Source organism: Actinoplanes siamensis, from assembly GCF_016862395.1.
GTDB classification, from domain to species: domain Bacteria; phylum Actinomycetota; class Actinomycetes; order Mycobacteriales; family Micromonosporaceae; genus Actinoplanes; species Actinoplanes siamensis.
Window position 1 is genome coordinate 125999 of sequence record NZ_BOMW01000024.1, and the last position, 26791, is coordinate 152789.

Below are 26791 nucleotides of genomic sequence, written 5' to 3' on the forward strand. Positions count from 1 at the left end.
CGGGAAAGGCCGAGCTACCACCATGACTGATCCGGATCGCCAGCTCCACCACAAAGTCGACGCGGTCCAGCAACTGGTGCTGCGCCTGGAAGAGGGCGTCGGGCAGGTGAGCCTGCAGGTCGCCGGCGTCGGCCAGCGCACCGAGGAGGTCAACAGCCAGCTCCAGCTGCTGGCGCGGTCCTTCGAGGAGTACGTGCTCAAGGCCGAGCGCACGGCCAACGCGCAGCGCGCCGAGACGCGGATCGGGGTGATCGAGGCCCAGATCGAGCACCGGTTCGGTCACTACAAGGTGGTCCGCCGAGTGGCCCGGGGCATGCTGCAGGGTTTCGACGTGGGCCTGGTCTCCGACGAGACACTGCGGGACGTCGGCGAGCAACTGATGGTCGAGACACCCGGCTACTGGCTGGCGCCGGTCCTGGTCGCGCTGCAAGCGTGGCTGGCCGACGACCAGGCGACCTGCGAACGCGCGGTGCAGGAGGCGTTCCACCGGTCGCCGGGCCGCACCTCGCTGTTCATGGCGCTGATCCTGCGCAGGCAGGGCCGGGGTGAGAGCTCCTTGCGATGGCTGCGGCACTACCTGGCCGCGCTCGACCCGAGCGACCTGGGCCGCGAGTTCGCGGTGATCCTGGAGTCGGTGTCGCAGGGCGCGTTCGGCCCGGCCGGCATCGAGATGGTCCAGGAACGCCTCGACCAGTGGCGGGCCCAGCTGCTCAGCGACCCGGCCCGGGAGCAGGCACAGATCCAGCGCTGGCGGTCCGAGCTGGAGAAGTACGTGGGGCCGCCCGTGGCGGACCGGTACCCGCGGCTCGTCGCGGTCTCGCCGCAGTGGCCGCAGATGGACCGGGTGCTGTCCCGGGCCGCCGCGCACGAGGCCCTGATCAACCGGTACTCGGCGATGGCGGTCGAGGAGCCGGCCGCCCGCGCCCGCATCGAGGACCAGGTCGACGACATTCTGGACCTGCTGGTCACCGGCTTCGACGAGGAGGAGCTGCCGCTGAGCCGCGACCTCGCCGAGAACCACGCGATCGTCAAGCACGGCGGCGACCTGGCCGCGGCCCGGCGAGACCTGGACACCGACCTGCTCGCCCTGGACAAGCGGCACGACTACCTGACCACCCAGAGCGAGTCGGCGCTGAACCCGGACAAGCTCGGGGTCAGCCGGGCCACCCAGCGGATGGCGGTCTCGTCCTGCCACGAGTGGTTCGCCCAGGCACACGCCCAGTACAGCCGGGACTACCGGACCGAGCTGCCGGCCGACGTCGAGGCGGTCTTCGAGTCCGACCACAATCTGGCCGGCGTGGCCTTCCGGCTGCCCCGCTGGACCGGCTCGTTCACCCGGCCGATCGAGGCGCTGGAACGGTCGCTGGCCGAGCACTGGGACCGGGCCGGCCGGCCGTTCGTCGACAGCCTCGCCTACAACTGGCAGCGCAACCTCATCGCGCCCGGCGCGGTGGTGCTGGTCCTGCTGCTGTGCGGCTTCGCCCAGCCGATCATGCTGGTGGCCGCCCTGCTGGTCGGCGCGGTCTGGGGCGGGGTGCTCTGGTATCAGGCGCAGAACCAGGCAGCGGTCCAGCAGCAAGCCCGTGACTTCCTGGAACGCGCCAAGGTGGACTCGATCCAGCAGTTGCGCGGCGGCGCGGCCGAGCTGGCCGACTGGACCACCGCGTTCCGGCAGGCCGACGGCCGTGAGGCAGCGGTCCGGGCGGTGGTCGCCGACCTGGCCACGGCCGGCAGCCCCGCCACCCCGTACGAGCGGCGCGTGGCCCACGCCGGCACGCGGACAGGAGCCTGAGATGACCGAGCCCGCCGGCGCGCGGCCACACCACCCGATCCCGCAGCAGTTCACCCCCGCCCCGGCCGTCCCGGCGGGCGGGGCCGCGGAGGAGGAGGTGCCCTGGGCGCGCCAGTCCACGCACCACAAGCCGCAGACCGCCCGCGCCCGGCGCCAGGTGCGCGACCTGCCCTCCTGGGATCCGCCGCCGCCCGGCGAGATCCTGGTCAACCGCCGCCGGAGGGACTGACGTGTGGGTCACCGGCGGGCACTACCAGGCCTGGGCCGACTTCCTGGAACGCTGGGCGGCCGGGGAACGGCTCGACCCGGCCGGCCTGCCCCGGCTGGTCCGCGACGACTTCGCGGCCGACAGCTGGGCACGGCTGGCCGACCGGATCACCGGCGCGCTCGACGACCGGATGGTCGCCTGGTCGCGGACGCTGTCCCGGGAGCTGACCGCGGCGCCCGACGAGTTCGCGGCGGCCCGCGCGCTCAACCACGCCCGGTGGGCGCTGCCGCCGATCCGGGAGCTGGCCGGCGCGCCCGGACTGACCGACGAACTGCGGGCCAGGCTCACCGGGATGGTCGACGACGCGATCCGGTCGGTCCAGCGGCAGATCGACGAGCAGGTGTGGCGGATGCGGTCCTCCGGCGTGCCGCGGGAGCTGGTCGAGGCCCGCCTGCGGACGGTGCGGGAGAACCCGCTGACCGCGGTGACCCGCGGCCCGCACGTCACCGGCGACGGCTGGGCCGCCGCCGACCCGACCGCGACCCCCAAGCGCCGAGTGATCCTCGACTGACCCGCCTGGAGAGCTACGAGATGTCGAACTACGCGGAGTCCCTCCGGGACCTGGACAGCTACATCTCCGCCCGCGTCCCGATCATCGGGGTGCGCAGCATCGAGCAGATCCGCGCGCTGCGGATGGTCAAGCAGGTGGCCGCCGCCCCGCGCCGCGCCGGCCTGCCGTTTTGGATCTTCACCCGGGCCACCGGGCTGCGCGACCTGCGCACCAACGCGCCGGCCCAGGAGGACCGGTCGCTGACCGGCGCGATGGACTTCGCCGCCCAGCAGTTCACCAGCCGCGCCCAGGCCACGGTGATCTTCGTGGATCCGGAGAACCTCAGCGACGACAACACCGCCAGCCGGCACGTCGCCGAACTGGCCCGGCTCGCCGACGCGAACTCCGGCAGCATCGTGATCGTCACCGACACCCCGCTCTGGAGCGGCCTGGAACGGCTCGGCATGAGTGTCACGCTCGACCTGCCGGACGCCGCCGAAATGTACGACGTGATCGTCGAGTTCCTCCGCGACCACCAGGGCGTGGTCCCGATCGCGTGGACCGGGCAGGACGCCCGCCGCGCCGCGGAGTTCCTGGTCGGCGTGCCGGAGGGCACCGCGATCAACGTGCTGGCCACGCTGGTCGCCAAGGGCGCGGTGGAACGCTCCGACGTGGAGAACCTCGCCGAGTACAAGGACAAGCACTTCGGCGCGCTGACCGGGCTGGAACGGGTCAAGCTGCGCCCGGCCGAGGCCGCGGTCGGCGGCCTGACCAGCCTGCGCGCCTGGCTGCGCCGCAAGCACCAGTTCATCACCGCCGACCTGCGCGACAGCGAGCTGCGGCCGCCCCGCGGGGTGCTGCTGGTCGGCGTGCCCGGCTGCGGGAAGTCCCTGTCCGCCAAGGCGATCGCGACCGAGTGGCGGCTGCCGCTCTACCGCCTCGACCTGGGCGCCATCATGGGACAGTACTTCGGGCAGTCGGAGAACCGGCTGCGGGAGGCGCTGGAGACCGCCGACCGGCTGGCGCCGTGCGTGCTCTGGATCGACGAGATCGAGAAGGGGCTGGCCGGGCAGAACGACAGCACCGGCGTCAGCCGCCGGCTGATCGGCCAGTTCCTGTTCTGGCTGCAGGAGTCACGGCACCGGGTGTTCCTCGTGGCGACCAGCAACGACGTCCGGTCGCTGCCGCCCGAGCTGCTGCGCAAGGGCCGCTTCGACGAGTTGTTCTTCGTGGACCTGCCGGACCCGGAGGACCGCCAGGAGATCATCGGCATGTACTACCGGCGTTACGTGCGGCAGGAACCGTCGCCGGAGCTCGTGGACAAGCTGGTCGGGCTCTCCGAGGGGTTCGCCGGCGCGGACATCGAGGCGGCGCTGCACGAGGTGGGCGAGCAGGTCTACCTGAACGGGGCGGAGTCGCTGCGCCCGGAGTTCGTGCTGGACACGTTCGGCAACACGATGCCGCTGAGCCGCACCAACCCGGAGCAGATCGAGGAGATCCGGGGCTGGGGCCGGGACCGCGCGGTGCCGGCCGGCCGCCCGGCGGCCGCGGCGACCGCCGGCGCCAGGCGGCCGGGCCGCCGCGTCGTCGTCTTCGGGGATTGAGCTCGATGACCGGGCCCCGCGAGGACGACGACCGTCCGCTCTTCCCGAACTCGCCGCCGGCGCACCGGTTCCGCGAGGAGGCGTCCCCGCCGCCGCGTCCCCGCCGGCTGATCCATGACCCGGCCGAGCCGGCCCGGCCCGCCGGGAACCCCACGGCGCGGCGGCCTCCTCCCGGCCGCCGTCCACCGGCGCCGGAGCCCGCCCCGCGCCGCAGCCCGTCCCCGGGCGACCGGACCTCCGCCGGTGATCGAGCGCCCGCGCCCCCACCTGCGCCGCGTCGTCGCCGGGAGCCGGCCGACCGCTCTCGACGTCGCCCCGGCCCAGCCGGCCCGTCGCGCCGTCGCCAGGACTCGGACGAGTTCGTCGGGCTGGTCGCCGGACCGGTTGTGATCACCCGCGCCACGGTGTCCGGCCAGGCGCCGCCCGGGCTGCTCGCGGTCGCCGTGGCCGCCCTGATCACGCTGGCCGCCGCCGGGGGCCGGGCGCTTCGGGGCGGGGCCGGCTTCGGCGTGGTCCTCCTCGGCGTGGCGCTTCCCCTGCTGGTCGTCACCGGCGTCGCGGTGGAGCAGTTCCGCGCCTCGACCGGCAAGGTCCGCCAGTTCACCGTGCGCACCCGGGACGGCCGCTCGACCCCGTTCACGCTGCGCGACGACGAGCCCCGGGACGCGCTGCGGGCCAACGACGTCGTGCGGGTCACTCCCGGGCGCGGTGGCACCGCACGTACCGTCGCGATCCTGGCCGGGATGGACGGCCCGGTCGTGCGCCGCCTCGCCGGACACCCGGCCTTGCCGCGCTCGGTCCGGCTCGGCTTCGCCGGAGCCGCCCTGTTGCTCGCCGTCACCGCCCTCCTGCTGGCCGGAGCGTTCTGACCGGTTCGAGAGGGGGCCGCCACGCCGACCCGTCGGGCCGTCCCGACAGCCGGACCGCCACGCCGTGGGGCCCTTTCGGTGGGGCTGCCGTGCGGGATCCTCCGGCGGTTCCGCGGGGCGCTACAACGCGTCTTCCGGCGGGGCGCCGTAGGCCTCGCGGCTCAGCCGGACCAGGTCGTCCAGCTCGGCCGGCGGATCGTCGCGCCACCAGGCCAGCCACACCGGGATGGGCGGGGTCCGGCGCAGCATCCGGTACGCCACGCCGGGCCGCGGATTCTGGTTGGCGGTCGCCTCGGACGTCACCCCGACGGCCTGGTTCGCGGCGATCAGCGTCAGCCACTCGTCGACGCCGTGCGTGGGCCGGACGGCGGCCGGCGGCGGGCCCGGCGACCACAGGTCCGGCGTCGTGGTGCCGGTCCGGGCGTCGATCGCCACGGTGTACCGGCTCAGGTCGCCGAGCCGCAACGTCCGCCGCCGGGCCAGCGGGTTCTCGGTGGAGACCGCCGCGCACCGCGACTCCGCCCCGATTCGCGCGGTGGCGAACCGTGGGTCGTCCAGAGGCTTGCGGATCACCGCCACGTCGGCGGCGCCCTCGCTCAGGCCTGCCGTGATGCTGTTCGTCTGCACGAAGACCAGCGGAATCCCGGGTCGCACGCCGGCCCACGAGCGCTGCAGCCGCCGGGTGTGCTTGCCCAGCGCCGCCCACGCGTAGCCGACCCGGAGCTCCGTGCGCGTCCGCTCGGCGATCCGGTGCAGATGCGCCACCTCGTCGAGGACGCGCCGGGCGCCGGCCAGCACCTGGGCCCCCGTCGCGGTCACGCTCACGTGGCGGGTGGTGCGCTGCAGCAGGCGTACCCCCAATGCCTGCTCACACGCCGCGACCGACCGCGACACAGCGGCCTGCGAGGTGTTCAAGGCGGTCGCCGCATCGGTGAACGTGCCCGCGTCCACGACCGCGACCAGCGCCCGCAGGTGACGCAACTGCAGATCCATACGACGAGCGTATAAGTCGTATGCGGAAGTCATTTCTCGGCGCGCGTTCCGGCGAGGTTCGATGCGGAGCATGACGGTGCGACAGCTCAAGGGCGGCCTGGCGACCATGATGACCGGGGCCGCCGCCAACCAGGCCGGCGCGGCGATCGGCGCGCACGCGTTCCCGCTGATCGGCCCGGCCGGCGTGGTCGCGGTCCGGCAGGTCGTCGCGGCGGCGGTGCTGCTGCCGGTGGCCCGGCCGCCGCTGCACCGGTTCCGCTGGCCGCAGTGGTGGCCGACGATCCTTCTCGGTCTGGTCTTCGCGACCATGAACATCAGCCTGTATACCGCTGTGGACCGGGTCGGGCTGGGGCTGGCGGTCACGCTCGAGTTCCTCGGTCCGCTCGGCGTGGCGCTGGCCGGATCCCGTACCAGAACGGACCTGATCTGCGCCGGGGGTGCCGGAATCGGCGTCTATGTCCTGGTGTTGCCGCACGGTGACAGTGACTGGGCGGGCATCGGGTCGGGGGCGCTGGCGGGTGGGTGCTGGGCCGCGTACATCATGCTCAATCGTCTGCTCGGGCAGCGCCTGCCCGGTCTGCAGGCGCCGGCCGCGGCCATCTCGGTGTCCGTTCTGCTCTATCTGCCGGTTCTGGTGTGGCTGATCGTCTCCGGACGGATGACCGGGCTGGCGCTGCTGTTCGGAGTGGCGGCCGGAGTGTTCGCCTCGGCGATTCCGTACGCGGCCGATCTGATCGCCCTGCGGCGGGTGCCGCCGCGGTACTTCGGGGTGGTGATGAGCGTGCATCCGGTGTTCGCGGCCCTGGCCGGGCTGGTTCTGCTCGGGGAGGCGCCGCGGGCGCACGAGTGGACGGGGATTCTGATCGTGGTGGCGGTCAACGTGTTCGGTGCGGTCGTTCGCGGGCGGGCCGAGGCGGGGCCGTCGGACGCTGTCGTCGACGATTCCGCTCCCGCCTCTGCGTCCAGTTCGGCTTCCGGGCCCGCTTCTGCTCCGTCGCCTGGGCCGCGGCCTGCGGCGATCGTCGCCGGGCCGGTCGGTCCGCCCGGTGACGCGGCGACCGGGGTCGATCCGTTCTCGGCAACGTGTAGCGGTCCGCACTGCCGTCGACGCCTTCCGGAACGGGGCGTGCGGCGCTAGGTTGCTCCGGAGCCGCCGAGCGAGGGGGAGCCCGCGATGGAGAGCATCACCAAGAACCGGCAGCCCCTGGCGGTGCTGCGGGCGATGACCGAGCGGGCGTACGGCGCGGGCGAGGTGCCGGACGGCGACGACTGGTGCGCCGAGCTGGGCCACGGCTGGTTCAACGTCGCGTACCGGATCCGCCTGCGCTCCGGCCGTCAGGCGGTCCTCAAGATCGCGCCGCCGCCGCACGTCGAGGTGATGACGTACGAGCACGGCGCGATGGCCACGGAACTCGCCGCGCTGCGTCTGATCCGCGCGGCGACCGGCGTGCCGGTGCCCACCGTGGACTTCGCCGATCGGAGTCACGAGCTGTGCGACGCCGACTGGTTCTGCATGGAGTACATCGACGCGGACAATCTCGGAATGCTGCGCGACAAGCACTCCCGGCAGGAGCGGGCCGCCTACGACGAGGCGCTCGGGGCGCTGAACCGCGAGCTCAACACCATTCGGGGTACGCACTTCGGCCCGCTCGCCGGTCCGGGCTTCGCGACCTGGCGCTCGGCGTTCACCGACATGGTCGAGGGCGTGCTGCGCGACGGCGAGCGACGCTCGGTCGACCTGGGTCACGACTACGCGGCGGTGCGGGCGGTGATCGCCGCGCACGCGGACACTCTTGACGAGGTGACCGAGCCCCGGTTCGTCGAGTGGGACATGTGGGACAACAACGTCATGGTCCGCGACGGCCGGATCGTCGCGATCATCGACCACGAGCGGGCGTTCTTCGGCGACCCGCTGATCGAGGCCGGCTTCACCGGCAGCGAGGTCCCGGCGTACGGCGACTCGACGGCGTTCATCCGCGGCTACGGTCGCGGCCCGGCCACCGAGAACGAGCGCGTGCGCCGCCGGCTGTACTGCCTCTACCTCGTCCTGATCATGACGATCGAGACGGCGTACCGGAATTTTCCCGGCACGGAGAACTACGACTGGGCGCGTGGCCGGCTGGACGAGACATTGGCCCTTTTCGACCGGCCCTGAGATCTCCCCAGCCGTCCGGTCACTACTCCCTGACGGCCGCGCCCGCCGCGCCGTGCCCGCCGCGCGCCCACCGCGCCGTGCCCGCCGCGCGCCCACCGCGCCGTGCCCGCCGCGCCCGCCGCTCCCGGCCCGCGCCCGCCGCGGCCGCCGCGGCCGCCCTCACCGCCGCCTGGGTCAACCGGGCGAAGATGAGCGCCGACGTCCCGGCCCGCTGGGAGACGGCCCTGCTCGGCCGCAGCAACGAGATGGTCGAGGCGGCCCGCAGCCTGCGGCATCACGCCGAGCTCTACCAGCGGAGCACCGACCAGGGGGCCTGCGCCGGGCGTTGGACGCCGCCCACGGGAAACTGCGCGTCTGTGCCGAGCAGCTGCGCCTGGTCGGGAGCCGCCGTGTCCGGGTCTCCGGAGCAGCGAGGGAGGAGGCAGTCTGGAGAGGTGAGCGTCGAAAAGATCACCACGGAGACGGTGCGGCCGGTGGCCCGGACCGTGCTCGGCCAGCGCTGGACCGATCTGGCCTTCCTGCACTGGGCGGTCGATCCGGCACGGGTGGCGCCGCTGCTGCCGAGCGGTACGGTTCCGGACACGATCGACGGCGTGACCTACGCCGGATTGATCGGCTTCCGGATGGAGCGTTTCGGGTTCCTGGGCGGTTTCGGGGTGCCCTATCTCGGCACGTTCTGCGAGACGAACGTGCGGCTGTACAGCGTCGACGGGGAGGGCCGGCGGGCCGTGGTGTTCCGTTCGCTGGAGGCGGAGCGCCTGCTCCCGGTGCTGGTCGCGCGGGTGAGCCTGCGGTTGCCGTACATGTGGGCGCGCATGCGGTTGACGCGCGAGGGCGACGAGCTGTCGTATGTGTCGCGTCGCCGCTGGCCCGGCCCGCGTCCCGCGACCAACCGCATGCGGATCCGCATCGGGGACCCGCTCGCCGAGCCGACGGCGCTGGAGCACTTCCTCACCGCGAGGTGGGGACTGCATACCCGGGCCTGGGGCCGCACCCGCCATCTCGCCAACGAACACCCGCGCTGGCCGCTGCGCCGGGCGACCCTCCTCGACCTCGACGACACCCTGCTGGCCGCGGCCGGCCTGCCCGGTATCGACGCCGCGCCGGCGAGCGTCCTCTACTCGCCAGGAGTCCCAGTGATCTTCGGGCCGCCCAAGAGCCTGCCCGAGCAGGCCGATTGAAGGGTCGGGAGGAGGCGCTCGTCCGACCGGTGGAGCGATGACGAGAGCCTGCCGGTTCGTCGTGTGGCCGTGGCGGGGCGGGTGACATCACGTTCTCGCAGCATCTTCATGCGGGGTGAGCAGGGGTCCGGAAAGCCTCTCAGATGGTCCGGCCCAAGGTCACGGTGCGGGATCCGGGAGTGAAGTCGCCGAAGGACTGTTGCCAGGACTCACCGGGCCAGTAGTACGTCACACGGCCCTCGACGGGCCGGTAGTGGGCTGTGTAGAGCGTTCTCGACCCCTGCTCGTCGACGGATCGGTATAGCGGCGGCTTCAGCATCGCCGCCACGTCCGCGCCCGCGGCCCGGATGGCGCTCAGCCGCTCCTGCGTCCGCATGGTCCGTTCCTGCTCGTCGGTCACCGGCAGGTGCTGGTGATTGGCGGCGCAGGCATCCGGCGCCACCGTCGGTGACATATCCGGCCCCACGAACACCGTCACCGCCTTGGTGGGATCGACAAGGGTGAGGTTCTGGGGGGTGGCGAACGGTAGAAATCGCAGCCTGTCGACCGCCTCGTCGACGGTGTCGCACGTCTCCAGCAGGTAGCGCACCACGACGAGAATGGCGAAGCCGCATCCGTAGACGGAACGTCCGCCCCAGGTGAGCGAGACCGCGAGGCTGGCGTCGTTCATCCCGTCCAGCAAGCCCCACAGCATGTCCTGCATCCCGATCACAGGGCGCAGGAAGCAGGAGGAGACGATGGTCCCTTCGCACTGATCGGGCCGTAGGTCATAGTTGCGCAGCAGAGCGCCGTTCCTGCCGATCTGGGTGCACGCCTGGGAGAACGGCCGCAGTGCCGCGTGGGTGAGGAAGGCTTCCGCCTCGGGCCGGTCGAGTTGGCCCGCCAGGCGGTCCAGAACCGGGACAAGTTCCGGCATGTGCGCACGGAACAGCGCCCGAACACGATTTGCGCCCTCCGGAGTCCGGCCCTCCTCGGTGAGCAGGCCCTCCATCTCCTGCCACAGGCCCCGGGCGTAGGCGGCCCACCGCCCGTCGCCGCCGTCGCCGACCTCGATCGCCTGAAAGGTCTTGTGCGCTTGCCGCACGCCTGCCACTCCCCCTGTGAGAATCGGCCGAGGTGAGGGCAACCTAGCTAATCGCGGGGTGAATCGCCAGGCGGCCACCATCGGTGACGGCCAGGTGCTGGATCTGGTCGAGGTCGCTGAATACGAGCGTGGCCGATACCAAGCCGGCGACAATGTCCCGCTTTGGCGGAGCTGGGAGTCATGTAGGCGAGCGGCGGGAGCAATGGGGCGGCGTGGTCGTCCTGCCAACGCTTCGTCAGCCTGGTCACGGTCGTCGGCGACGGCCCGGCCGTGCCGCCGGGAACTGCTCCAGCGCGGTGACTGGTCGATCAATCACCCGGGAAGGTTTGCCCTTCGCGCGTCCCCCGGGGGAGCTGATCCACAGGTCCTGGGCGTTGCCCGAGCGGGCTGCGGGGAAGAGCGCGATGCGGGGCGGAGCACGCTGCCGCCGCGGTGACAGATGCCGCCTCGCCGGCCGGCTCGTGTCCGCGGCGACGAGGGCGGCCGGTAGCGCCCGACTTGGCGATACGCGTTCCGCCGTCGCCGGGTGGAGAGGCGATTATGGGGACCATGGGCCGATCACGAACCAACCCAGCGCCGACCGCCCCGGCGACCGCGCGTGGCCGGCGGACCCGGGACGCGCTGCTCGCGGCCGGCCGGGAGCTGCTGGAGACGCGGGGCTGGCCGGGCTTCACCCCGGAGCGGGTGGCGCAGGCGGCCGGCGTCTCGTACGGCACCTTCTACACCTACTTCGAGTCGAAGGACGATCTGCTCCGCTCCGTCGTCCGCACGGTCGCCGAGGAGATGTTCACGGACAGCCTGGTCGCCCCGGACACCGCCGACGACCCGTATGTCCGGATCCTCGAGTCGAACCGTGGATACCTGCGTGCCTGGCGCAACGCCTCCCGCGTGCTGCGCCTGGTCGAGCAGGGCGCCGACTCCGACGACACGTTGCGGGGACTCCTGCTGGAGGTGCGTGAGCGGTACGTGCGCCGCGGCGCGGAGGGTCTGCGCCGCCTGCAGGAGGCCGGCCTGGCCGACTCCGGGCTGGACCCGCGTCTCACCGCTATCGTGCTGGGCGCCATGGTCGAGCAGATGGCGCACGTCATCTACTCCTTGCGCGAGCCGCTCGACGAGGAGCAGGTGGTCAACCACATGTCGAAGCTGTGGGCCGCCGCGATAGGCCTCCGCGAGCGTCCTTGACAATTTTGTCAGATTGCTTACCGTGACCCTGACCGCAGGAAACCGCAGCAGGCCGCAGGCACGCGGGGGAGGGGCGCGACAGTGCGAACCGTCCGCATCGGCAACTGCTCCGGTTTCTACGGCGACCGCCTCTCCGCGATGCGCGAGATGCTCGAGGGCGGCCCGCTCGACTACCTCACCGGCGACTACCTGGCCGAGCTCACCATGCTCATTCTCGGTCGGGACCGGCAGAAGAACTCCGATGCCGGGTATGCGCGGACGTTCCTCCGCCAGCTCACCGACTGCCTGGATCTGATCAGATCGGGGACCGTCCGGATCGTCGGCAACGCCGGTGGCCTGAACCCCTCCGCGCTGGCCGCCGCGATCAGGTCCCTCGACCCGCAGCTGAAGGTCGCCCACGTCGAGGGCGACGACCTGCTGAGGACGGGGCGCTGGCCGCGAGCGCTGACCGCCAACGCGTACCTCGGCGCCTTCGGCATCGCGAAAGCTCTCCAGGCCGGCGCCGACATCGTCGTCACCGGCCGTGTCACGGACGCCTCGCTGACCCTCGGCCCGGTCCTCGCCGAATTCGGCTGGACCCACGACGACCTGGACAAACTCGCCGCCGGAATCGTCGCGGGCCACGTCCTGGAGTGCGGCGCGCAGGCCACCGGCGGCAACTTCAGCGGCTTCACCACGATCGACACCACCCGCCCGCTGGGCTTCCCGATCGCGGAGATCGGCGACGACGGCACGGTCGTCATCACCAAGCATCCGAACACCGGGGGAGCGGTCACCGTCGACACCGTCACGGCCCAGCTGGTCTACGAGATCGGCGCCCCGCACTACCTCAACCCCGACGTCACCGCCCGCCTGGACACGGTCCGACTGATCCAGGAAGGCGAAGACAAGATCAAATTATCCGGCGTACGGGGTACCGCCCCGCCCCCCACCACCAAGATAGGGATCAATCGCCTGGGCGGCCACCGCAACACCGTCACGTTCGTCCTGACCGGCCTGGACATCGAGCAGAAGGCGGCCTGGGCCCGCCGTCAGCTGGAGTCCACACTGCACCGGCGCCCCGCCGAGATCACCTGGGAGCTGGTGCGGACCGACCGGCCCGACCCGGCCACCCAGTCCGAGGCGTCCGCGCTGCTCCGCTGCCACGTCAAGGACCCCGACGCGCGGGTGGTGGGCCGGGCATTCAGCAACGCGGCGGTGGAACTGGCCCTCGCCTCCTATCCGGGTTTCCACGTGACCGCACCGCCGTCCGACGGCAGCCCGTTCGGCGTCTTCGAAGCCGCCCACCTCCCGCAGTCCCAGGTGCCGCACATCGCCGTCCTCCCGGACGGCACCCGGGTGGCGATCGCACCCCCACCCGACACCCCGGAGGCGTCTCTCCCGCCCAGCTTTCCGGCTGGTGGTCAGGGGTGTCCCGGGGGCGCGGAGGGGCCGCCGGCGGTGGGGCGGGACACCACGGTGGCTCCGCTGGGGCGGCTGGTCTACGCGCGGTCCGGGGACAAGGGCGGAACCGCCAACATCGGGGTGTGGATCCCGGCCGGCCACCCGCGCCGACCGGCCGCCTACGACTGGCTCGCCGGGTGGCTGGACGCCGACCGGGTGCGGGAACTGTTGCCCGAGACCGCCACCCTGCCGGTCACCGTCCACGCCCTGCCCAACCTGGCCGCTCTCAACATCGTCGTGGACGGCCTGCTCGGCGCCGGTGTCGCCGCGTCCACCCGTTCCGATCCGCAGGCCAAGGCGGCCGGGGAGTGGCTGCGCGCCCGGAACGCCGAGATTCCCACGGAGCTGCTGTGACCCTGCACGCGGAGCGCGACGACCCGGCGTACCACCTCAATCGGACAGCCATGCTGGAACGGGTGGCGGACCTGGAGAAACAGCATGCCGTCGCCCTCGCCGGAGGCGGGGCGAAGAGCGTCGAGCGCCACCACCGCCGCGGCAAGCTGACCGCGCGCGAGCGCATCGAGCTGCTGATCGACGAGGACTCGCCGTTCCTGGAGCTCAGCACGCTGGCCGGCTGGGGCACCGAGTTCACCGTGGGCGGCTCGGTGGTCACCGGGCTGGGCGTGGTCGAGGGCGTGGAGTGCATGATCATCGCCAACGACCCGACCGTGCGCGGCGGCGCCAGCAACCCGGTCACGCTGAAGAAGAGCTTCCGCGCCGCGCAGATCGCCGCGGAGAACCGGCTGCCCACCGTCAACCTGGTCGAGTCGGGCGGCGCGGACCTGCCCACGCAGAAGGACATCTTCATTCCGGGCGGCGGGCATTTCCGCGGGCTCACCGAGGCCAGCGCGGACCGGCGGCCGACGATCGCCCTGGTCTTCGGCAATTCCACGGCCGGCGGCGCGTACGTCCCGGGGATGAGCGACTACGTGGTGATGGTGGCCGGCGGCGCGAAGGTGTTCCTCGGCGGCCCGCCGCTGGTGAAGATGGCGACCGGCGAGGAGTCCGACGACGAGTCGCTGGGCGGCGCGGAGATGCACGCGCGCACGTCCGGGCTCGCCGACTACCTCGCGGTGGATGAGCGGGACGCGATCAGGATCGGACGTCAGATCGTCCGGCGGCTGAACTGGCGCAAGCTCGGGCCGGCCCCGCGCACCGGCTACGCCGAGCCGGCGCTGGACCCCGAGGAACTGCTCGGGATCGTGCCGGACGACCTGAGAATCCCGTTCGACCCGCGCGACGTGATCGGGCGGATCGTCGACGGCAGCGCGTTCGACGAGTTCAAGCCGCTCTACGGGACCAGCCTGGTGACCGGTTGGGCCCAGCTGCACGGGTATCCGATCGGGATCCTGGCCAACGCGCGGGGTGTGCTGTTCAGCGCGGAGGCGCAGAAGGCGGCGCAGTTCATCCAGTTGGCCAACCAGTCGGACACGCCGCTGCTGTTCCTGCACAACACGACCGGTTACATGGTCGGCAGGGAGTACGAGCAGGGCGGGATAATCAAGCACGGCGCCCAGATGATCAACGCGGTGTCGAACTCGAAGGTTCCGCACCTCTCGGTGGTGATGGGCGCGTCGTACGGGGCCGGCAACTACGGCATGAGCGGGCGCGCGTACGACCCGCGGTTCATGTTCAGCTGGGTCGGCGCCAAGTCGGCGGTGATGGGGCCGGCGCAACTGGCCGGCGTGGTGTCGATCGTGTCGCGTCAGGCCGCGGCCGCCGCCGGCCGGCCGTACGACGAGGAGGCGGACGCGCGGACCCGGGCCGCGATCGAGGCGCAGATCGAGCGGGAGTCCCTCGCGTACTTCACGTCCGGCATGCTCTACGACGACGGGGTGATCGACCCTCGTGACACCCGCACCGTGCTGGGCATCTGCCTGTCCGTCATCCACAACGCGCCCGTGCGGGGCGCTCGGGGCTACGGGGTGTTCCGGCTGTGATGATCCGTAAGCTGCTCGTCGCGAACCGCGGCGAGATCGCCCGCCGTGTTTTCCGGACCTGCCGTGAGCTTGGCATCGAGACCGTCGCGGTGTATGCCGAGAGCGCCGACCCGCACGTCCGGGAGGCAGACGTCGCGGTCGCCGTCGACTCGTTCCTCGACGCGGAGCGGATCGTTGCGGCGGCCCGGATGTCGGGCGCCGACGCGGTTCACCCCGGCTACGGGTTCCTGTCGGAGAACGCCGGGTTCGCCCGGGCGGTCGAGGCGGCCGGGCTGATCTGGATCGGCCCGGCGCCGGACGCGATCGAGGCGATGGGCGACAAGATCCGCGCCAAGAAGCTGGCCGCCGCCGCCGGCGTGCCGGTGCTCGGCGGCGACGAGACGTTCCCGCTGCTGATCAAGGCGGCGGCCGGTGGCGGCGGGCGTGGCATGCGGGTGGTCACCGATCCCGGGGCGTTGCGGACGGAACTCGCGGCGGCGGCCGCCGAGGCGGAGTCCGCGTTCGGGGACGGTACGGTCTTCACCGAGCCGTACCTGCCCGAGGCGCGGCACGTCGAGGTGCAGGTGCTGGGCGACAGGCACGGCCGGATCTGGGTCGTCGGGGACCGGGACTGTTCAGTGCAGCGGCGCCACCAGAAGATCGTCGAGGAGGCGCCGGCGCCGGGCCTGAGGAGCCGGCGGGAGCTGCACCGGTACGCGCGTGCGGTGGCCGAGGCCGTCGGCTACCGGGGCGCCGGGACCGTCGAGTTCCTGGTCGACGGCGACCGGATGTACTTCCTGGAGATGAACACGCGCCTGCAGGTGGAGCATCCGGTCACCGAGGCGGTGACCGGTCTCGACCTGGTCGCCTGGCAACTGGCGATCGCGGAGGGCCGCGAGCTTCCGGCCGAGCCGCCGGCCACCACCGGCCACGCGGTCGAGGTACGCCTCTACGCGGAGGATCCAGCCGCGGGCTTCGCCCCGCAGACCGGCCGGCTGCGGGCGTTCGGCTTCGAGGCGCCCGGCGTCCGCGTCGATTCCGGGGTCGAGGCGGGCAGTGCGGTCGGGGTCCGCTACGACGCGATGCTGGCCAAGATCATTTCGTACGGCCCGGACCGCGCCTCGGCGATCCGCCTGCTCGCCGACGCGTTGCGGCGCGGGGTGGTCCACGGGCTGACCACGAACCTCGGGCTGTTGCGGGCGATCCTGGCCGACGAGGACTTCCGGGCCGGGCGGGTCGACACCGCGCTGCTGGACCGCAGGCTCGCCGCCTGGACCCGGCCGCCCGAGGACCACACGGTGCGCAAAGCGGCCCTGGCGGCGGCCGTGGGGTCGGCGTTCCTGGCTGCGACGTCCGCAAATGTCCAGCCCCGCATCCCGGTTGCCTGGCGCAACGTGCCGAGCCGGGAACGCACCCGGACCTATCGATGGGGCGGCGCCGAGTACACGGTCGGCTACGCGGGCCGGGGTGGGCGGATCGAGTCGTCGTGGCTGCCCGGAGTCAGCGTGCTGTCCGTGGACGATCAGCACGTGGTGCTCGACGACCACGGGGTGCGCGAGACCTACCGGGTGACAGTGGTCGACGGCGGGGCCGACGTGCACGGGCCGTCCGGGGCGTACGACCTCCACGCCGTACCGAGATTCCCGGATCCGTCGGCGCACCTCGCCGCCGGCTCCCTGCTCGCCTCGATGCCGGGCGCGGTCGTCGCGGTCCACGTCGCGGCCGGCGACAGCGTGCGGGCCGGCGCCCCGGTCGTGGTGCTGGAGGCGATGAAGATGCAGCAGACCCTGACCGCGCCGGCCGGCGGCGTGGTCACCTCGCTGGCCGCGGCCGTGGGGCAGCAGGTGGCCGCCGGTGACGTGCTGGCGGTGATCGACCCCGGGGAGCCCGGGTGACGGCAGTCGTCCGGCCGGAAATCGAAGGGGAGGGCAAATGACCGCTTTTGTCGAGCCGGCCGAGCGCCGGGAGCTGCGCGCGGCCGTCGCCCGCCTCGGCCGCAGGTACGGGGAGGCCTACTTCTACGCGTGCGCCCGCGAGGGCCGCAAGACCACCGAGCTGTGGCAGGAGGCGGCCGCGCTCGGCTACCTCGGCGTGTCCATTCCCGAAGAGTACGGCGGTGGCGGCGGTGAGATCGGCGACCTGGCCGCCGTCCTGGAGGAACTTGCCACGGCCGGATGTCCGCTGCTGCTCATGGTGGTCTCGCCCGCCATCGTGGGCACCGTGATCGCGCAGTTCGGCACCGGGGAACAGCGCCGGCGCTGGCTGCCGGGCCTGGCGGCGGGCACCGCCAGGTACGTCTTCGGGATCACCGAGCCGGACGCCGGCTCGAACACCCACCAGATCGCCACGCAGGCACGCCGGGACGGCGACGAGTGGGTGCTGAGCGGCTCGAAGACGTACATCAGCGGGGTCGACGAGGCGTCCTGGGTCCTGGTGGTGGCCCGGGTCGGCAAGCGTCCCGCGCTGTTCATGGTGCCGGTGGACGCGCCCGGCTTCACCTACCGCAGGATCGACATGGGCCTGGTCGCCCCGGAGGACCAGTTCACGCTCTTCCTGGACGACGTGCGGCTGCCCGGGGACGCGCTCATCGGCAGCGATGAAGCCGGTTTCGATCAGCTGTTCGCGGGTCTCAACCCGGAGCGCATCATGGCCGCGTCGTCGGCGACCGGGATGGCCCGGTGGGCGCTGCGCAAGGCGGTCGGGTACGCCGGCGAGCGCGCGGTGTGGGGCGTGCCGATCGGCGCCCACCAGGCGATCAGCCACCCGCTGGCGAAGCTGCACGTGGAGATCGAGGCGGCCCGGCTGCTGACCCAGAAGGCCGCGGCGCTGCACGCGGCCGGGGAGCTGAAGGCCGCGGGCGAGGCCGCGAACATGGCGAAGTACGCGGCCGGCGAGGTGGTCTGCGCCGCGGTGGACCAGGCCATCCAGACACACGGCGGGAACGGCCTGGCCAGCGAGTACGGCCTGGTCCAGGCCCTGGCCACGTCCCGGTTGACGCGGATGGCGCCGGTCAGCCGGGAGATGGCGCTGAACTTCGTGGCCCAGTTCTCGCTGGGCCTGCCCCGGTCGTACTGACGCCGCCGGCAGGCGCGGTTGGGCCGCCGCGCCCCCGGGGCTCGCGCTGGGGGGTCTCTCCGGGTCTGTGACGCCCTCCGGGCACCGGCCGCGGGCCCGCGGCCGGTGCTGACCCGTGTGGAGCTCGACGAGCCCAGGTGCATCGCCGCCGGTCAGTGCGTGATGACCGCCCCGGAGGTCGTCGACCGGCGCGACGAGGACGGGGTGCCGGTGATCCGCACGCCCGAGCCGGCTCCGGAGCATCTGGTTGCCGTGCGCGACGCGGTAACCGTCCGCCCCGCGGCGGCGCTGAGACTCGTCGATAGGTAAGACGAATTCGGAATTCCCTGACGGACGTCGGCCGACCATGCCGTCGGCCGTCCGCCGTCCGGTCCTCTTTTGCGCCCCAACGGCCGTTGCACTCCTGTTGACCTGCAGCTTCAGATCCGGCCGCATATGCTTTGAACGGTAATGCGCCGGCTAGCTCAGCTATCGCGACGGGTGACGACGACCATTTGTCGGGCGTTCACCGTTAATTTCCGAGCATCAGGTCATTCCCAAACATCAGCTGATTCACTCTGCGCTGTCTTCTTCTTCAGAGGAACGGTGCGCGGGAGGAAGAATCCATGGGGCACATACGATCGCCGCTGGACCACCCGGTGGGCGGCGGCGGGACGGGCGGCAGGCGTCCGGATCGGACGGTGGTCATCCTCGGCGCCGGGGTCGCCGGCCTGTCGGCCGCCTACGAGCTGGAACGGCTGGGGGTACCGGTCGAAGTGCTCGAGGGCAGCCGCCGGCTGGGCGGGCGGATACACACCTTCCGGTTCGGCGACGACGCCGACGCGCCCTTCGCCGAGCTGGGCGCGATGCGGATCGCGGCCGGCCACAGCAACGCCCTGCGGTACGTCGCCGAGCTGGGCCTGGCCGAGGAGCTGCGGTCCTTCCACAGTCTGCTGGCCGACAAGAACGCCTACCTGCGTACGGCGGAGAGCTACGTCCGCCTCCGGGACGCCGCCCGGCAGCTGATCACCGAGATCCGCGACGGCCTGGCCCACGACGGCTACCACCCCGAGACCCTGATGTTCGGCGCCTGGCTGACCCTGGTCGTGGACGCCATCGCGCCGCCCGACCAGCGTCAGGACCTGCGCCAGGACCTGCGGTCCCGGCTCCTCGACCACGCCGACCACCTGAACCTGGCCCCGTTCGTCCGCGACGGCGGCAGCGCGTTCGACCTGCACGGGCTGTTCGCCGCGCACCCGGAGCTGCGCGAGGCGTGCCGCGATCCGCTGCGCGGCTTCCTCGACGACATCCTGGTGGAGACCAGCACCGAGCTGTTCCGGCTGCGCGGCGGCATGGATCAGCTGGTCCGCCGGCTGGCCCGGCGCATCCACGGGCCGATCCGCCGGCAGCACGAGGTGGTCGGGCTGGAGGCGCGTCCCGACGAGGTGGTGGTCCAGCTGCGGATCGACGGCCGGCCCGCGGTGCGCCACTGCAGCGAGGTGCTGTGCACGCTGCCGTTCTCGGTGCTGCGCGGACTGCGGCTGACCGGGTTCAGCGACGAGAAGCTGCGGATCATCAACAACGTCCACTACGTGCCGGCGACCAAGGTGGCGCTGCACTGCCGGGAGGCGTTCTGGCAGCGCGAGGGGATCAACGGCGGCGCCTCGTCCAGCGGCGGCCGGGTGCGTCAGACGTACTACCCGCCGATCGACGGCGACCCGGCGCAGGGCGCGGTCCTGCTGGCCAGTTACAGCGTCGGCGAGGACGCCGAGCTGCTCGGCCGGATGTCGTCGGCGGCCCGGTACGCGGCAGTGCTCGCCGACCTGGCCACCATGCACCCGCAGTTGCTGCGCCCCGGCATGGTGCTCAACGCCCGCAGCCTGGCGTGGGGACAGTTCCCGTGGAGCCGAGGCGGCTGCTCGGTGCACTGGGGGATGGACCCGTCGCAGGCCGAGGAGCAGCGGATGCTCGCGCAGCAGCCGGAGGGGCGGCTGTACTTCGCCGGCGAGCACTGTTCGTCGCGGCCGGCCTGGATCGACGGCGCCATCGAGTCCGCCCTGGACGCGGTGAGCCGGATCGTCATGCACGTGCCGGCCACACTGCCGGAGATGCCCGAGGAGCCGGCCCCGGCGGAGCTGGCCGGATGAGCGTCCTCGACCTCCGGTGCGGCACCGTCACGGTGCCGAACCTGGCCGGCGACTCCCTGCCGGACGAGGGGTTGTGCCTGTTCGGCGCGCGGGTGCCGGCATGAACCCGTTCTCCGTTCCCGCCGGGCAGCTCGCCGACCCGTACCCCGTCTATCGCCGGTACCGCGAGGCCGAGCCCGTGCACCACGGCGACGGCAAGTGGTACGTCTTCGGCTATGACGACGTCGCCGCGGTCCTGACCGACCGGCGGTTCGGCCGGTACGGGGCGGTCCCGGTCCCGCCGGAGTACCCCGCCCTGCGCGAGATGGTCGCGAACTGGCTGGTGTTCCTGGACCCGCCGGAGCACACCGCGCTGCGCGCCCACGTGGCCGGCCACTTCACCCAGGCCCGGGTGGTCCCGCTGCGCCCGCGCATCGAGGCGCTGGCCGACGGGCTGCTCGCCGAGCTGGCCGCCCACCCGGTCGCCGACCTGGTAGCCGGCTTCGCGGCGCCGCTGCCGATCCTGGTCGTGGCCGACCTGCTGGGGGTGCCCGCCACCGAGCACCGGTGGCTGCGCGAGCGGGCCGTGGCCCTGCAGGAGGCCAACACCTCGCGCGTCGGCGGCGGGCACGCCGCGGCGGACCGGGCCGCGCGCGAGCTGTCCGCGTTCTTCGAGGCCGAGGCCCGGCGCCCGCGCGGCGACGACGACCTGATCGGACACCTGCTCGCGGCCGGGGTCACCGGTGTCCCGCTGGCGTCGACCTGCGTCCACCTGCTCACCGCCGGGCACGAGACCACCACGAACCTGCTGGCCAAGGGTGTGCTGGCGATCCTGCGCCACCCGGACGCGCGCGCCGAGCTGAGCGCCGTGCCGGAGCTGATGCCACAAGCCGTCGAGGAGCTGCTCCGCTACGACACACCGGTGCAGATGGTGCGGCGCACGGCCGGACAGGACGTCGAGGTAGGCGGCCGGATGATCGAGGCCGGCGGCACCGTCGTGCTGGTGCTCGGCTCGGCGAACCGCGACCCGGCCCGGTTCCCGGACCCGGATCGCCTGGACCTGCACCGCGGACCCGGCCGGCACGCCGGCTTCGGCCTCGGCATCCACTACTGCCTCGGCGCGCACCTCGCCCGGCTGGAGGCCGAGATCGGGCTCGCCGGCCTGCTGCGCCGGCTGCCCGGGCTCAGCTTGGCGGAACACCGCGTTCCATACGCCGACGACCTGGTCTTCCACGGCCCGTCCCGGCTGCTCGTATCCACCAGCTCGCTTTTGGAGACCACATGACGACGACCAGGCAACCTGCCCCCGAACACGACGACGCGATGCGACTGCTGAGAATGGCCGAGGGGCTCGGGGCGGCCCGCCTCCTGCAACTCGCGGTCGAGTTCGACGTCGCGGCGCTGCTCGGCGACGGCCCGCGCACCGCCGAGGAACTCGCCGAGACCACCGCCACCCACCCGCAGGGCCTGCGCCGGCTGCTGCGCGCGCTGGCCGGCATCGGGGTCTGCGCCGAGGCGGCGTCCGGCCGGTTCGAGCTCACCGAGATGGGCAAGCGGCTGGACGCCGACCATCCACAGTCGCTGCACTGGTGGGTGCGTTTCCAGACCATGCTCAATCCGGTGTACGACGGCGCCGGCCAGAGCGTGCGTGCCCAGGACCCCACGTTCTCCGCGGTGTACGGCGAACCGATCTTCGAACACCTCGCCCGCCACCCCGAGCACGGCGAGATCTTCCACTCCGCGATGGCCGAGCACAGCCGGGTGATGGGCACGGTCCTGGCCACCGGCTACGACTTCGGCGGGGTCCGGCGCATCGTCGACGTCGGCGGCGGCGACGGCAGCCTGCTCACCGTGCTGCTGCAGCGCTACCCGGAGGCCGAGGGGGTGGTCTACGACCTGCCCGAGGTGGCCGACGTGGCCCGGGAGCGGATCGAGGCCGCCGGGCTGGCCGACCGCTGCGCCGTCGTGGGCGGTGACTTCCTCAGCGAGGTGCCCGCCGGAGCCGACCTCTACCTGCTCAAGGGGGTGCTGCACAACTGGTCCGACAGCGACGCGGTCACCCTGCTGCGCAACTGCCGGACCGCGATGGCCCCGGAGAGCCGGCTGCTGCTGATCGAGGCCGTGGTGCCGCCCGGCGACGACTTCCATCCGAGCAAGGTGCTCGACGTGGCCATGATGATCGTCTACGGCGGCCGGGAACGGACCCTGTCCGAGCACACCGAGCTGCTCACCGAGGCGGGCCTGCGGTTCGGCCGTACGGTCGAGGCGGCCGCCCCGCTCAGTGTGATCGAGGCGTACCCGGCATGAGCGGCAACCACGACATCGAGGTGCTGGTCGTCGGGGCCGGCCCGGTCGGCCTGACGACCGCTATCGCACTGCGGCGCCTGGGCATGCGGGTGGCCGTGATCGACCGCGCGCCCGCCACGAACCGCGAGCCCCGGGCCGATGTGATCTTCCCGCGCGCCGGTGAGGCGCTGGGCGCGCTGGGCGTCGGGGAGACCGTCCGCCGGCACGCGTACGAGATGGAGAGCGGCACGGTGTACTCGTCCGGCCACAAGGTCGGCCGGTTCGCCACGGGCCGGCTCGCCTCCCACTACCCGACCGCGATGACCATCGAGCAGCACCACATCGAGCGGCTGCTCGCCGACGAGCTCACCGGCCTGGGCGTGTCCGTCGGCTGGCGGACCAGGGTGACCGATCTGGAGCAGGACGAGACGGCGGTACGCGTCGACGTGCAACGCCCGGACGGCACGGCCGACCGGATCGAGGTGCCCTGGGTGGTCGCCTGCGACGGCATCCGCAGCACGGTCCGCCAGCGGCTCGGCATCCCCTTCCCGGGTAGCGACCGCCCCAACATGCAGGTGGTCCAGGGCAACGTGACGCCGGCCTGGCCGCTGCCGGACAAGCCGGGGAACGGGTACTTCTTCCTGGCCCCGCACCGCTCGGTGATCGCCTTCCCGACGCCCGGCTGCGGGTACCGGATCTTCTGCGTCCGCGACGACCCCGATCCGCAGCAGACCGACCCGCCCACGCTGCGCGAGCTGCGCGACCTGGTGGCCGGCGCGGCCCGGATCCCGGAGCTGGAGCTGGTGCTCAGCGAACCGGTCTGGCTGAGCCGGGCCCGGTTCAGCGACCGCATCGCCGCCCGGCTGCGCGCCGGCCGGGTCCTGCTGGCCGGCGACGCCGCGCACACCTGGGCGCCGCTGGGCGGGCACGGCATGAACGTCGGCATGCTCGGCGCGTACAACCTGGTCTGGAAGCTCGCCGCGGTGCACCGCGGCCAGGCCGCCGACGAGGTGCTGGACACCTACGACGGGGAGCAGCGGGCGCTCGCCGAGGGCGTGATCCGCGACATGCGGACCAGCCCGATGGAAATGATCCTGCCCTCGGTGCCGCACCGGATCCGCAGCCTGGTGCTGCGCGGCATGCTCGCCTCCGACACGATGCAGCGGCGTATCGAGTTCATGATGAGCGACTTCGGCAGGCACCACCGGCGCAGCCCGCTCTCGCAGGGCCGTGGCCGCCGTCTGCTCGGCGGGATCCGGGCCGGCGACCGGGTGCCCGACATCCCGGTGGTGCCGCCCGGCGGGCTCCCGGTCCGGCTGCACGAACTGCTCGGCTACGACCGGTGGACGCTGCTGCACCACCCCCGGTTCGCCGCGCCGGAGATCGAGCACGCGGTCGAGGACTGCCCGGCGCCGATCTCGATCCGGCCCATCACGTCCGCGGCGCCGCTCGGCGCCGCCGACGATCTCTATCTGGTACGGCCGGACGGGCACCTCGGCCTGGTGTGCCCGACGACCCGTCCGGACGTCCTCCGCGACTACCTGCGCCGGCACCTGACCGGCACGGCAGCCCCGGTCACGGCCGGTGTCCCGGCCGCGGCCGGGTGATCCGCACCGGTCAGACGGCGTGCTGCGTCTGTCCAGCTCGGCCAGGCGGGCCGGCAGCGGGGCGCGGATGCCGGCGACGGCGTCCGCGCCCACCGCCGGGCGCAACGGCTGGGCTCGGCGGCCGACCGCGATGAAACGTGGGCGCCGCGGGCCGGCGCCCGCTCGGCGTCGAGCCGCCCGAACCCGGAGGTGGCGCCGGTGATCAGCCCGGCCTCACGGCGTTCGGTTGGTCAGGACAGCAGTTCAGCCAGGCGTCCGGCGGGGTTGTCCCGGCCGGGGGTTGGCGGGGCGGCCCTCGAGTTCGGCGGCGGAAGGCTGGTGTCAGCCCGCGGCCAGCAGCCGGGCGCGGACCTCCATCAGCGCGAACCCGAGCAGGTTCGAGCCGCGCCACCGGGCCGGATCCGCCGCGCGGGGATCGTCGCGGGTCAGCCCGATACCCCAGATCCGGTCCGTCGGGCTGGCCTCCACCAGCACCCGGTGGCCCGTGCCGGCCAGGAACGCGCCCAACTGCGGATTCTGCCGGAACTTGGCCTCGTTGCCGGCGACGACGATCTCGAAGCGGCGATCGGCCCAGGTCTGCTCGTCGAACGGGGTCACCCGGCCGCCGAGGGTCTTGGCGTCCCGGGGATGGCCGGCGGCCAGGATCCGCTCCGCGGACGGCAGGTCTGCGAACAGCGTCGCCTTGCGCCACATCATGTAGTGCTCGGCCGTCGCGAACCGGATCCCGTCGACGGTGAAACTCTCCGGCGACCACTGGCTCAGGCACGACGCGCTCACGCCACCACCACGGGACGGGGTGTGACCCCAGAACCAGACATACTTCACCGGCTGACCGGAAGCGGTCAACGCGATCAGCTCGGCGACAGTGCGCGGCTCCTCGGACATACCCGCGAGTCTGCTGCATCGCGGCCCGTCCGCGCCCCACAATTTCGGGCCGGTGACCACACCTGGTGTCACCCAGACCGGCACGCCGGTGAGTGAGCCGAACAATTGGAGGGGAAAGGGTCCGCACAGCATGAGCCGCACGTCGGTGTCGCTGATCGCGGCGGCCAGGTCAGGCGAGCAGGCAGAGCTGCACCACGTGACCAGGGGAGTGCAACGAGCCGCGGATGTCGCCCGCAACAACTGCCACGACGCTTATCACCATCTCTGGGACATCAGAATGATCCTGGCTCATCAGTGATCAGCATCGGCGCCGAAGCACTCTGGTCGGCAAGAGCGCACCGTCGGCCAGATCCCCGGAGACGCCGACTCGGTGTGCCGCCATGCGGATCAACGCCGCGGATCGCGGCAGACGAAACTGCCTGGTAGCAGCACGGAGGAGACGCCAGCGATCTGATAGCCAAGCGCTCACCACGCCACAGCGGGTACGTCATCTCATCAGCTGTCCCGGTCTCCTCGCGACCAACGGGCGCACGATCTGCCGCAAGACCTCGAAGGGTCGGTGGTGTCGGCACGCGCGTACGACTTTCTGCTCGCGCACCCGGCTCCGTAAGACTTCCGTTAGACCATTTCGCGCTCTGGCCGGAGAAGATAGATCACGGCAAGTGACACATCAACGGGGAGCGAACATGCGACATCGATCAAGCTTGGCGGCATGCGTCGGACTATCATTACTGGTTTCGCTGGTGGCGATGCCGGCCGCGGCGAGCGCCAGCGCGCGGCCGAAGAGGGCCACCGCCCTACCGACGCTCGCCGGCGGCGCGGGGTACGCCAACGCGATCAACAACGATGGCGTCGTCGTTGGATCGAGCAAGCTCGCGTCCGGCGACTGGCACGCGGTCTCCTGGTCCGGCGGGCAAATCCGGGACCTCGGCACCCTTGGCGGCCGGAACAGTCAGGCCTGGGACATCGACGCCGACGGCCGGATCGTGGGCAGCAGTCAGGACGCGGCCGGCTACAACCACGCCGTCAGCTGGTCGGCCGGAAAGATCACCGACCTGGGCCTGTTCGGCGGCTTGGATACCGACGCCCGCAGCACCAGCAACGGCGTCATCGTCGGCACCCGTCTCGCCTTCGACTCGTTCAACGGACGCCGTGCCTTCGTGTTGCACAACGGTGTGGCGATTGACATCGACGTGCCGCCGGGTGCCACCGCCGACGGCGTCAACGACTCCGGTGCGGTGGTCGGCACTTATGCGTTCCAGGATTTCGGACACCCCGAGTTCCCCAACCACCAGGCCTACGTGTGGCGGGACGGCACGGTGACCACGCTCGGCACCTTCGGCGGGTCGGGCAGTATCGGCAGCGCCATCAACGCGCCGGGTCACGTGGTCGGCACGGCCGATGACGCGAGCGGCTGGGCGACGCCGTTCTTCTGGAACGGCACCACGAAGATTCCGCTTGCCGCACCGGCTGACGAGTCCGTCACGCCAACCTCGATCAACCGGTACGACGTCGTCGCAGGCACCAACGGCAACGCCGATCGAGCGGTCATCTGGAGCACTCCCGGGTCAGCGCCGCAGCAACTGCCGCTGCCGAACGGCAGCTCCGGCTCGCACGCCGGTGACATCAACGACTCCGGCGCCGTGGTGGGCAACGCGACATACGTCAGCCCGACGTACCACTCGCTCCCGGTCGTCTGGCGCTGACCGCAGCCGGCGCCGGGTCGGTCCCGGCGCCGCCGCGGTGCCCCAGCCAGCAGGCGTAGGGCATACGGTGCGTCGTGGCGGAGGTCGCGACTGGCCAGTCGGCGTGCTCTGTGCTGAGCCGGTGCGCCCATTCCAGGCCGGTGCGCC

At 72.3% G+C, this 26791-nt stretch carries 23 protein-coding genes; 20 read left to right on the forward strand and 3 right to left on the reverse strand.

What is annotated here, in order from left to right; all coding sequences use genetic code 11:
• The first annotated feature begins 22 nt into the window (after nt 1-22).
• The 5 genes from Asi03nite_RS13515 to Asi03nite_RS13535 are packed head-to-tail and all read left to right on the forward strand — an operon-like array spanning nt 23 to nt 5023.
• Nucleotides 23-1792 carry a hypothetical protein gene (locus tag Asi03nite_RS13515; protein WP_203679746.1) on the forward strand — a complete coding sequence of 590 codons (1770 nt, stop codon included), beginning with the start codon at nt 23-25 and terminating at the stop codon, nt 1790-1792.
• Nucleotide 1793: 1 nt separating this feature from the next.
• Nucleotides 1794-2021, forward strand: a complete 228-nt coding sequence (locus Asi03nite_RS13520; RefSeq protein ID WP_203679748.1) for a hypothetical protein — start codon at nt 1794-1796, stop codon at nt 2019-2021.
• A 1-nt stretch (nt 2022) separates the two neighbouring features.
• Nucleotides 2023-2571, forward strand: a complete 549-nt coding sequence (locus tag Asi03nite_RS13525; protein ID WP_203679750.1) for a hypothetical protein — start codon at nt 2023-2025, stop codon at nt 2569-2571.
• Between the two features lie 20 nt (nt 2572-2591).
• A complete protein-coding gene (locus Asi03nite_RS13530) occupies nt 2592-4154 on the forward strand; it encodes an AAA family ATPase (RefSeq protein WP_203679752.1) in 1563 nt (520 codons plus the stop codon).
• A gap of 5 nt (nt 4155-4159) precedes the next feature.
• Complete coding sequence (locus Asi03nite_RS13535; protein ID WP_203679754.1) at nt 4160-5023, forward strand: hypothetical protein; 864 nt, start codon at nt 4160-4162, stop codon at nt 5021-5023.
• Nucleotides 5024-5143: 120 nt separating this feature from the next.
• On the opposite strand, the gene Asi03nite_RS13540 is transcribed toward Asi03nite_RS13535, so the two are convergent.
• Nucleotides 5144-6016: a LysR family transcriptional regulator gene (locus tag Asi03nite_RS13540; RefSeq protein WP_203679756.1), complete on the reverse strand. Its 873-nt coding sequence runs from the start codon at nt 6014-6016 to the stop codon at nt 5144-5146.
• A gap of 70 nt (nt 6017-6086) precedes the next feature.
• On the opposite strand from Asi03nite_RS13540, the gene Asi03nite_RS13545 reads away from it, so the two are divergent.
• From Asi03nite_RS13545 to Asi03nite_RS13555, 3 genes are all read left to right on the forward strand, one after another.
• The gene (locus Asi03nite_RS13545; RefSeq protein ID WP_239102663.1) at nt 6087-7154 is read left to right on the forward strand and encodes an EamA family transporter; all 1068 of its coding nucleotides are present in this window, start codon (nt 6087-6089) and stop codon (nt 7152-7154) included.
• Nucleotides 7155-7190: 36 nt separating this feature from the next.
• Nucleotides 7191-8171 (forward strand): phosphotransferase family protein, encoded by a 981-nt coding sequence (locus Asi03nite_RS13550; protein WP_203679759.1) that lies wholly within the window; start codon nt 7191-7193, stop codon nt 8169-8171.
• A 434-nt stretch (nt 8172-8605) separates the two neighbouring features.
• On the forward strand, nt 8606-9352 hold the full coding sequence (locus tag Asi03nite_RS13555; protein WP_203679830.1) for a YqjF family protein: 747 nt from the start codon (nt 8606-8608) through the stop codon (nt 9350-9352).
• Nucleotides 9353-9491: 139 nt separating this feature from the next.
• Here the strand turns inward: Asi03nite_RS13555 and Asi03nite_RS13560 are convergent, their stop codons facing one another.
• Nucleotides 9492-10445 carry a C45 family peptidase gene (locus Asi03nite_RS13560; protein ID WP_239102664.1) on the reverse strand — a complete coding sequence of 318 codons (954 nt, stop codon included), beginning with the start codon at nt 10443-10445 and terminating at the stop codon, nt 9492-9494.
• A 540-nt stretch (nt 10446-10985) separates the two neighbouring features.
• Between Asi03nite_RS13560 and Asi03nite_RS13565 the strand changes: the two genes are divergently transcribed.
• From Asi03nite_RS13565 to Asi03nite_RS13610, 10 genes are all read left to right on the forward strand, one after another.
• Nucleotides 10986-11618: a TetR/AcrR family transcriptional regulator gene (locus tag Asi03nite_RS13565; RefSeq protein WP_203679761.1), complete on the forward strand. Its 633-nt coding sequence runs from the start codon at nt 10986-10988 to the stop codon at nt 11616-11618.
• 81 nt (nt 11619-11699) lie between these two features.
• Nucleotides 11700-13415, forward strand: coding sequence for an acyclic terpene utilization AtuA family protein (locus Asi03nite_RS13570; protein ID WP_203679763.1), 1716 nt, complete (start codon nt 11700-11702; stop codon nt 13413-13415).
• Nucleotides 13416-13465: 50 nt separating this feature from the next.
• On the forward strand, nt 13466-15001 hold the full coding sequence (locus Asi03nite_RS13575; RefSeq protein WP_239102669.1) for an acyl-CoA carboxylase subunit beta: 1536 nt from the start codon (nt 13466-13468) through the stop codon (nt 14999-15001).
• A complete protein-coding gene (locus Asi03nite_RS13580) occupies nt 15001-16875 on the forward strand; it encodes an acetyl/propionyl/methylcrotonyl-CoA carboxylase subunit alpha (protein ID WP_203679834.1) in 1875 nt (624 codons plus the stop codon). The genes Asi03nite_RS13575 and Asi03nite_RS13580 overlap by 1 nt, the downstream gene beginning before the upstream one ends.
• A gap of 37 nt (nt 16876-16912) precedes the next feature.
• Nucleotides 16913-18055: an acyl-CoA dehydrogenase family protein gene (locus tag Asi03nite_RS13585; protein ID WP_203679765.1), complete on the forward strand. Its 1143-nt coding sequence runs from the start codon at nt 16913-16915 to the stop codon at nt 18053-18055.
• A gap of 117 nt (nt 18056-18172) precedes the next feature.
• A complete protein-coding gene (locus Asi03nite_RS13590) occupies nt 18173-18364 on the forward strand; it encodes a ferredoxin (protein WP_239102665.1) in 192 nt (63 codons plus the stop codon).
• 296 nt (nt 18365-18660) lie between these two features.
• Nucleotides 18661-20181: a flavin monoamine oxidase family protein gene (locus Asi03nite_RS13595; RefSeq protein WP_203679767.1), complete on the forward strand. Its 1521-nt coding sequence runs from the start codon at nt 18661-18663 to the stop codon at nt 20179-20181.
• 100 nt (nt 20182-20281) lie between these two features.
• The gene (locus Asi03nite_RS13600) at nt 20282-21445 is read left to right on the forward strand and encodes a cytochrome P450 (RefSeq protein ID WP_203679768.1); all 1164 of its coding nucleotides are present in this window, start codon (nt 20282-20284) and stop codon (nt 21443-21445) included.
• Nucleotides 21442-22467, forward strand: a complete 1026-nt coding sequence (locus Asi03nite_RS13605) for a methyltransferase (RefSeq protein ID WP_203679769.1) — start codon at nt 21442-21444, stop codon at nt 22465-22467. The genes Asi03nite_RS13600 and Asi03nite_RS13605 overlap by 4 nt, the downstream gene beginning before the upstream one ends.
• On the forward strand, nt 22464-24053 hold the full coding sequence (locus Asi03nite_RS13610) for an FAD-dependent oxidoreductase (protein WP_203679770.1): 1590 nt from the start codon (nt 22464-22466) through the stop codon (nt 24051-24053). The genes Asi03nite_RS13605 and Asi03nite_RS13610 overlap by 4 nt, the downstream gene beginning before the upstream one ends.
• Before the next feature lie 321 nt (nt 24054-24374).
• Here Asi03nite_RS13610 and ybiA read toward each other — a convergent pair whose 3' ends face one another.
• On the reverse strand, nt 24375-24938 hold the full coding sequence (gene ybiA, locus Asi03nite_RS13615; protein WP_203679772.1) for a riboflavin biosynthesis intermediates N-glycosidase: 564 nt from the start codon (nt 24936-24938) through the stop codon (nt 24375-24377).
• A gap of 130 nt (nt 24939-25068) precedes the next feature.
• Between ybiA and Asi03nite_RS13620 the strand changes: the two genes are divergently transcribed.
• Nucleotides 25069-25236: a hypothetical protein gene (locus Asi03nite_RS13620; protein ID WP_203679773.1), complete on the forward strand. Its 168-nt coding sequence runs from the start codon at nt 25069-25071 to the stop codon at nt 25234-25236.
• A 388-nt stretch (nt 25237-25624) separates the two neighbouring features.
• Nucleotides 25625-26644 carry a hypothetical protein gene (locus tag Asi03nite_RS13625; protein ID WP_203679777.1) on the forward strand — a complete coding sequence of 340 codons (1020 nt, stop codon included), beginning with the start codon at nt 25625-25627 and terminating at the stop codon, nt 26642-26644.
• Nucleotides 26645-26791 lie beyond the last annotated feature (147 nt).

What these genes read in the sequence shown, in the direction of transcription:
- Asi03nite_RS13520 (WP_203679748.1), top strand. Translation starts at nt 1,794, where the DNA reads ATGACCGAGCCCGCCGGCGCGCGGCCACACCACCCGATCCCGCAGCAG.
- Asi03nite_RS13625 (WP_203679777.1), top strand. Translation starts at nt 25,625, where the DNA reads ATGCGACATCGATCAAGCTTGGCGGCATGCGTCGGACTATCATTACTG.
- Asi03nite_RS13550 (WP_203679759.1), top strand. Translation starts at nt 7,191, where the DNA reads ATGGAGAGCATCACCAAGAACCGGCAGCCCCTGGCGGTGCTGCGGGCG.
- Asi03nite_RS13530 (WP_203679752.1), top strand. Translation starts at nt 2,592, where the DNA reads ATGTCGAACTACGCGGAGTCCCTCCGGGACCTGGACAGCTACATCTCC.
- Asi03nite_RS13605 (WP_203679769.1), top strand. Translation starts at nt 21,442, where the DNA reads ATGACGACGACCAGGCAACCTGCCCCCGAACACGACGACGCGATGCGA.
- Asi03nite_RS13545 (WP_239102663.1), top strand. Translation starts at nt 6,087, where the DNA reads ATGACGGTGCGACAGCTCAAGGGCGGCCTGGCGACCATGATGACCGGG.
- Asi03nite_RS13540 (WP_203679756.1), bottom strand. Translation starts at nt 6,016, where the DNA reads ATGGATCTGCAGTTGCGTCACCTGCGGGCGCTGGTCGCGGTCGTGGAC.
- ybiA (WP_203679772.1), bottom strand. Translation starts at nt 24,938, where the DNA reads ATGTCCGAGGAGCCGCGCACTGTCGCCGAGCTGATCGCGTTGACCGCT.
- Asi03nite_RS13580 (WP_203679834.1), top strand. Translation starts at nt 15,001, where the DNA reads ATGATCCGTAAGCTGCTCGTCGCGAACCGCGGCGAGATCGCCCGCCGT.
- Asi03nite_RS13610 (WP_203679770.1), top strand. Translation starts at nt 22,464, where the DNA reads ATGAGCGGCAACCACGACATCGAGGTGCTGGTCGTCGGGGCCGGCCCG.
- Asi03nite_RS13585 (WP_203679765.1), top strand. Translation starts at nt 16,913, where the DNA reads ATGACCGCTTTTGTCGAGCCGGCCGAGCGCCGGGAGCTGCGCGCGGCC.
- Asi03nite_RS13565 (WP_203679761.1), top strand. Translation starts at nt 10,986, where the DNA reads ATGGGCCGATCACGAACCAACCCAGCGCCGACCGCCCCGGCGACCGCG.
- Asi03nite_RS13620 (WP_203679773.1), top strand. Translation starts at nt 25,069, where the DNA reads ATGAGCCGCACGTCGGTGTCGCTGATCGCGGCGGCCAGGTCAGGCGAG.
- Asi03nite_RS13575 (WP_239102669.1), top strand. Translation starts at nt 13,466, where the DNA reads ATGCTGGAACGGGTGGCGGACCTGGAGAAACAGCATGCCGTCGCCCTC.
- Asi03nite_RS13535 (WP_203679754.1), top strand. Translation starts at nt 4,160, where the DNA reads ATGACCGGGCCCCGCGAGGACGACGACCGTCCGCTCTTCCCGAACTCG.
- Asi03nite_RS13600 (WP_203679768.1), top strand. Translation starts at nt 20,282, where the DNA reads ATGAACCCGTTCTCCGTTCCCGCCGGGCAGCTCGCCGACCCGTACCCC.
- Asi03nite_RS13595 (WP_203679767.1), top strand. Translation starts at nt 18,661, where the DNA reads ATGGGGCACATACGATCGCCGCTGGACCACCCGGTGGGCGGCGGCGGG.
- Asi03nite_RS13515 (WP_203679746.1), top strand. Translation starts at nt 23, where the DNA reads ATGACTGATCCGGATCGCCAGCTCCACCACAAAGTCGACGCGGTCCAG.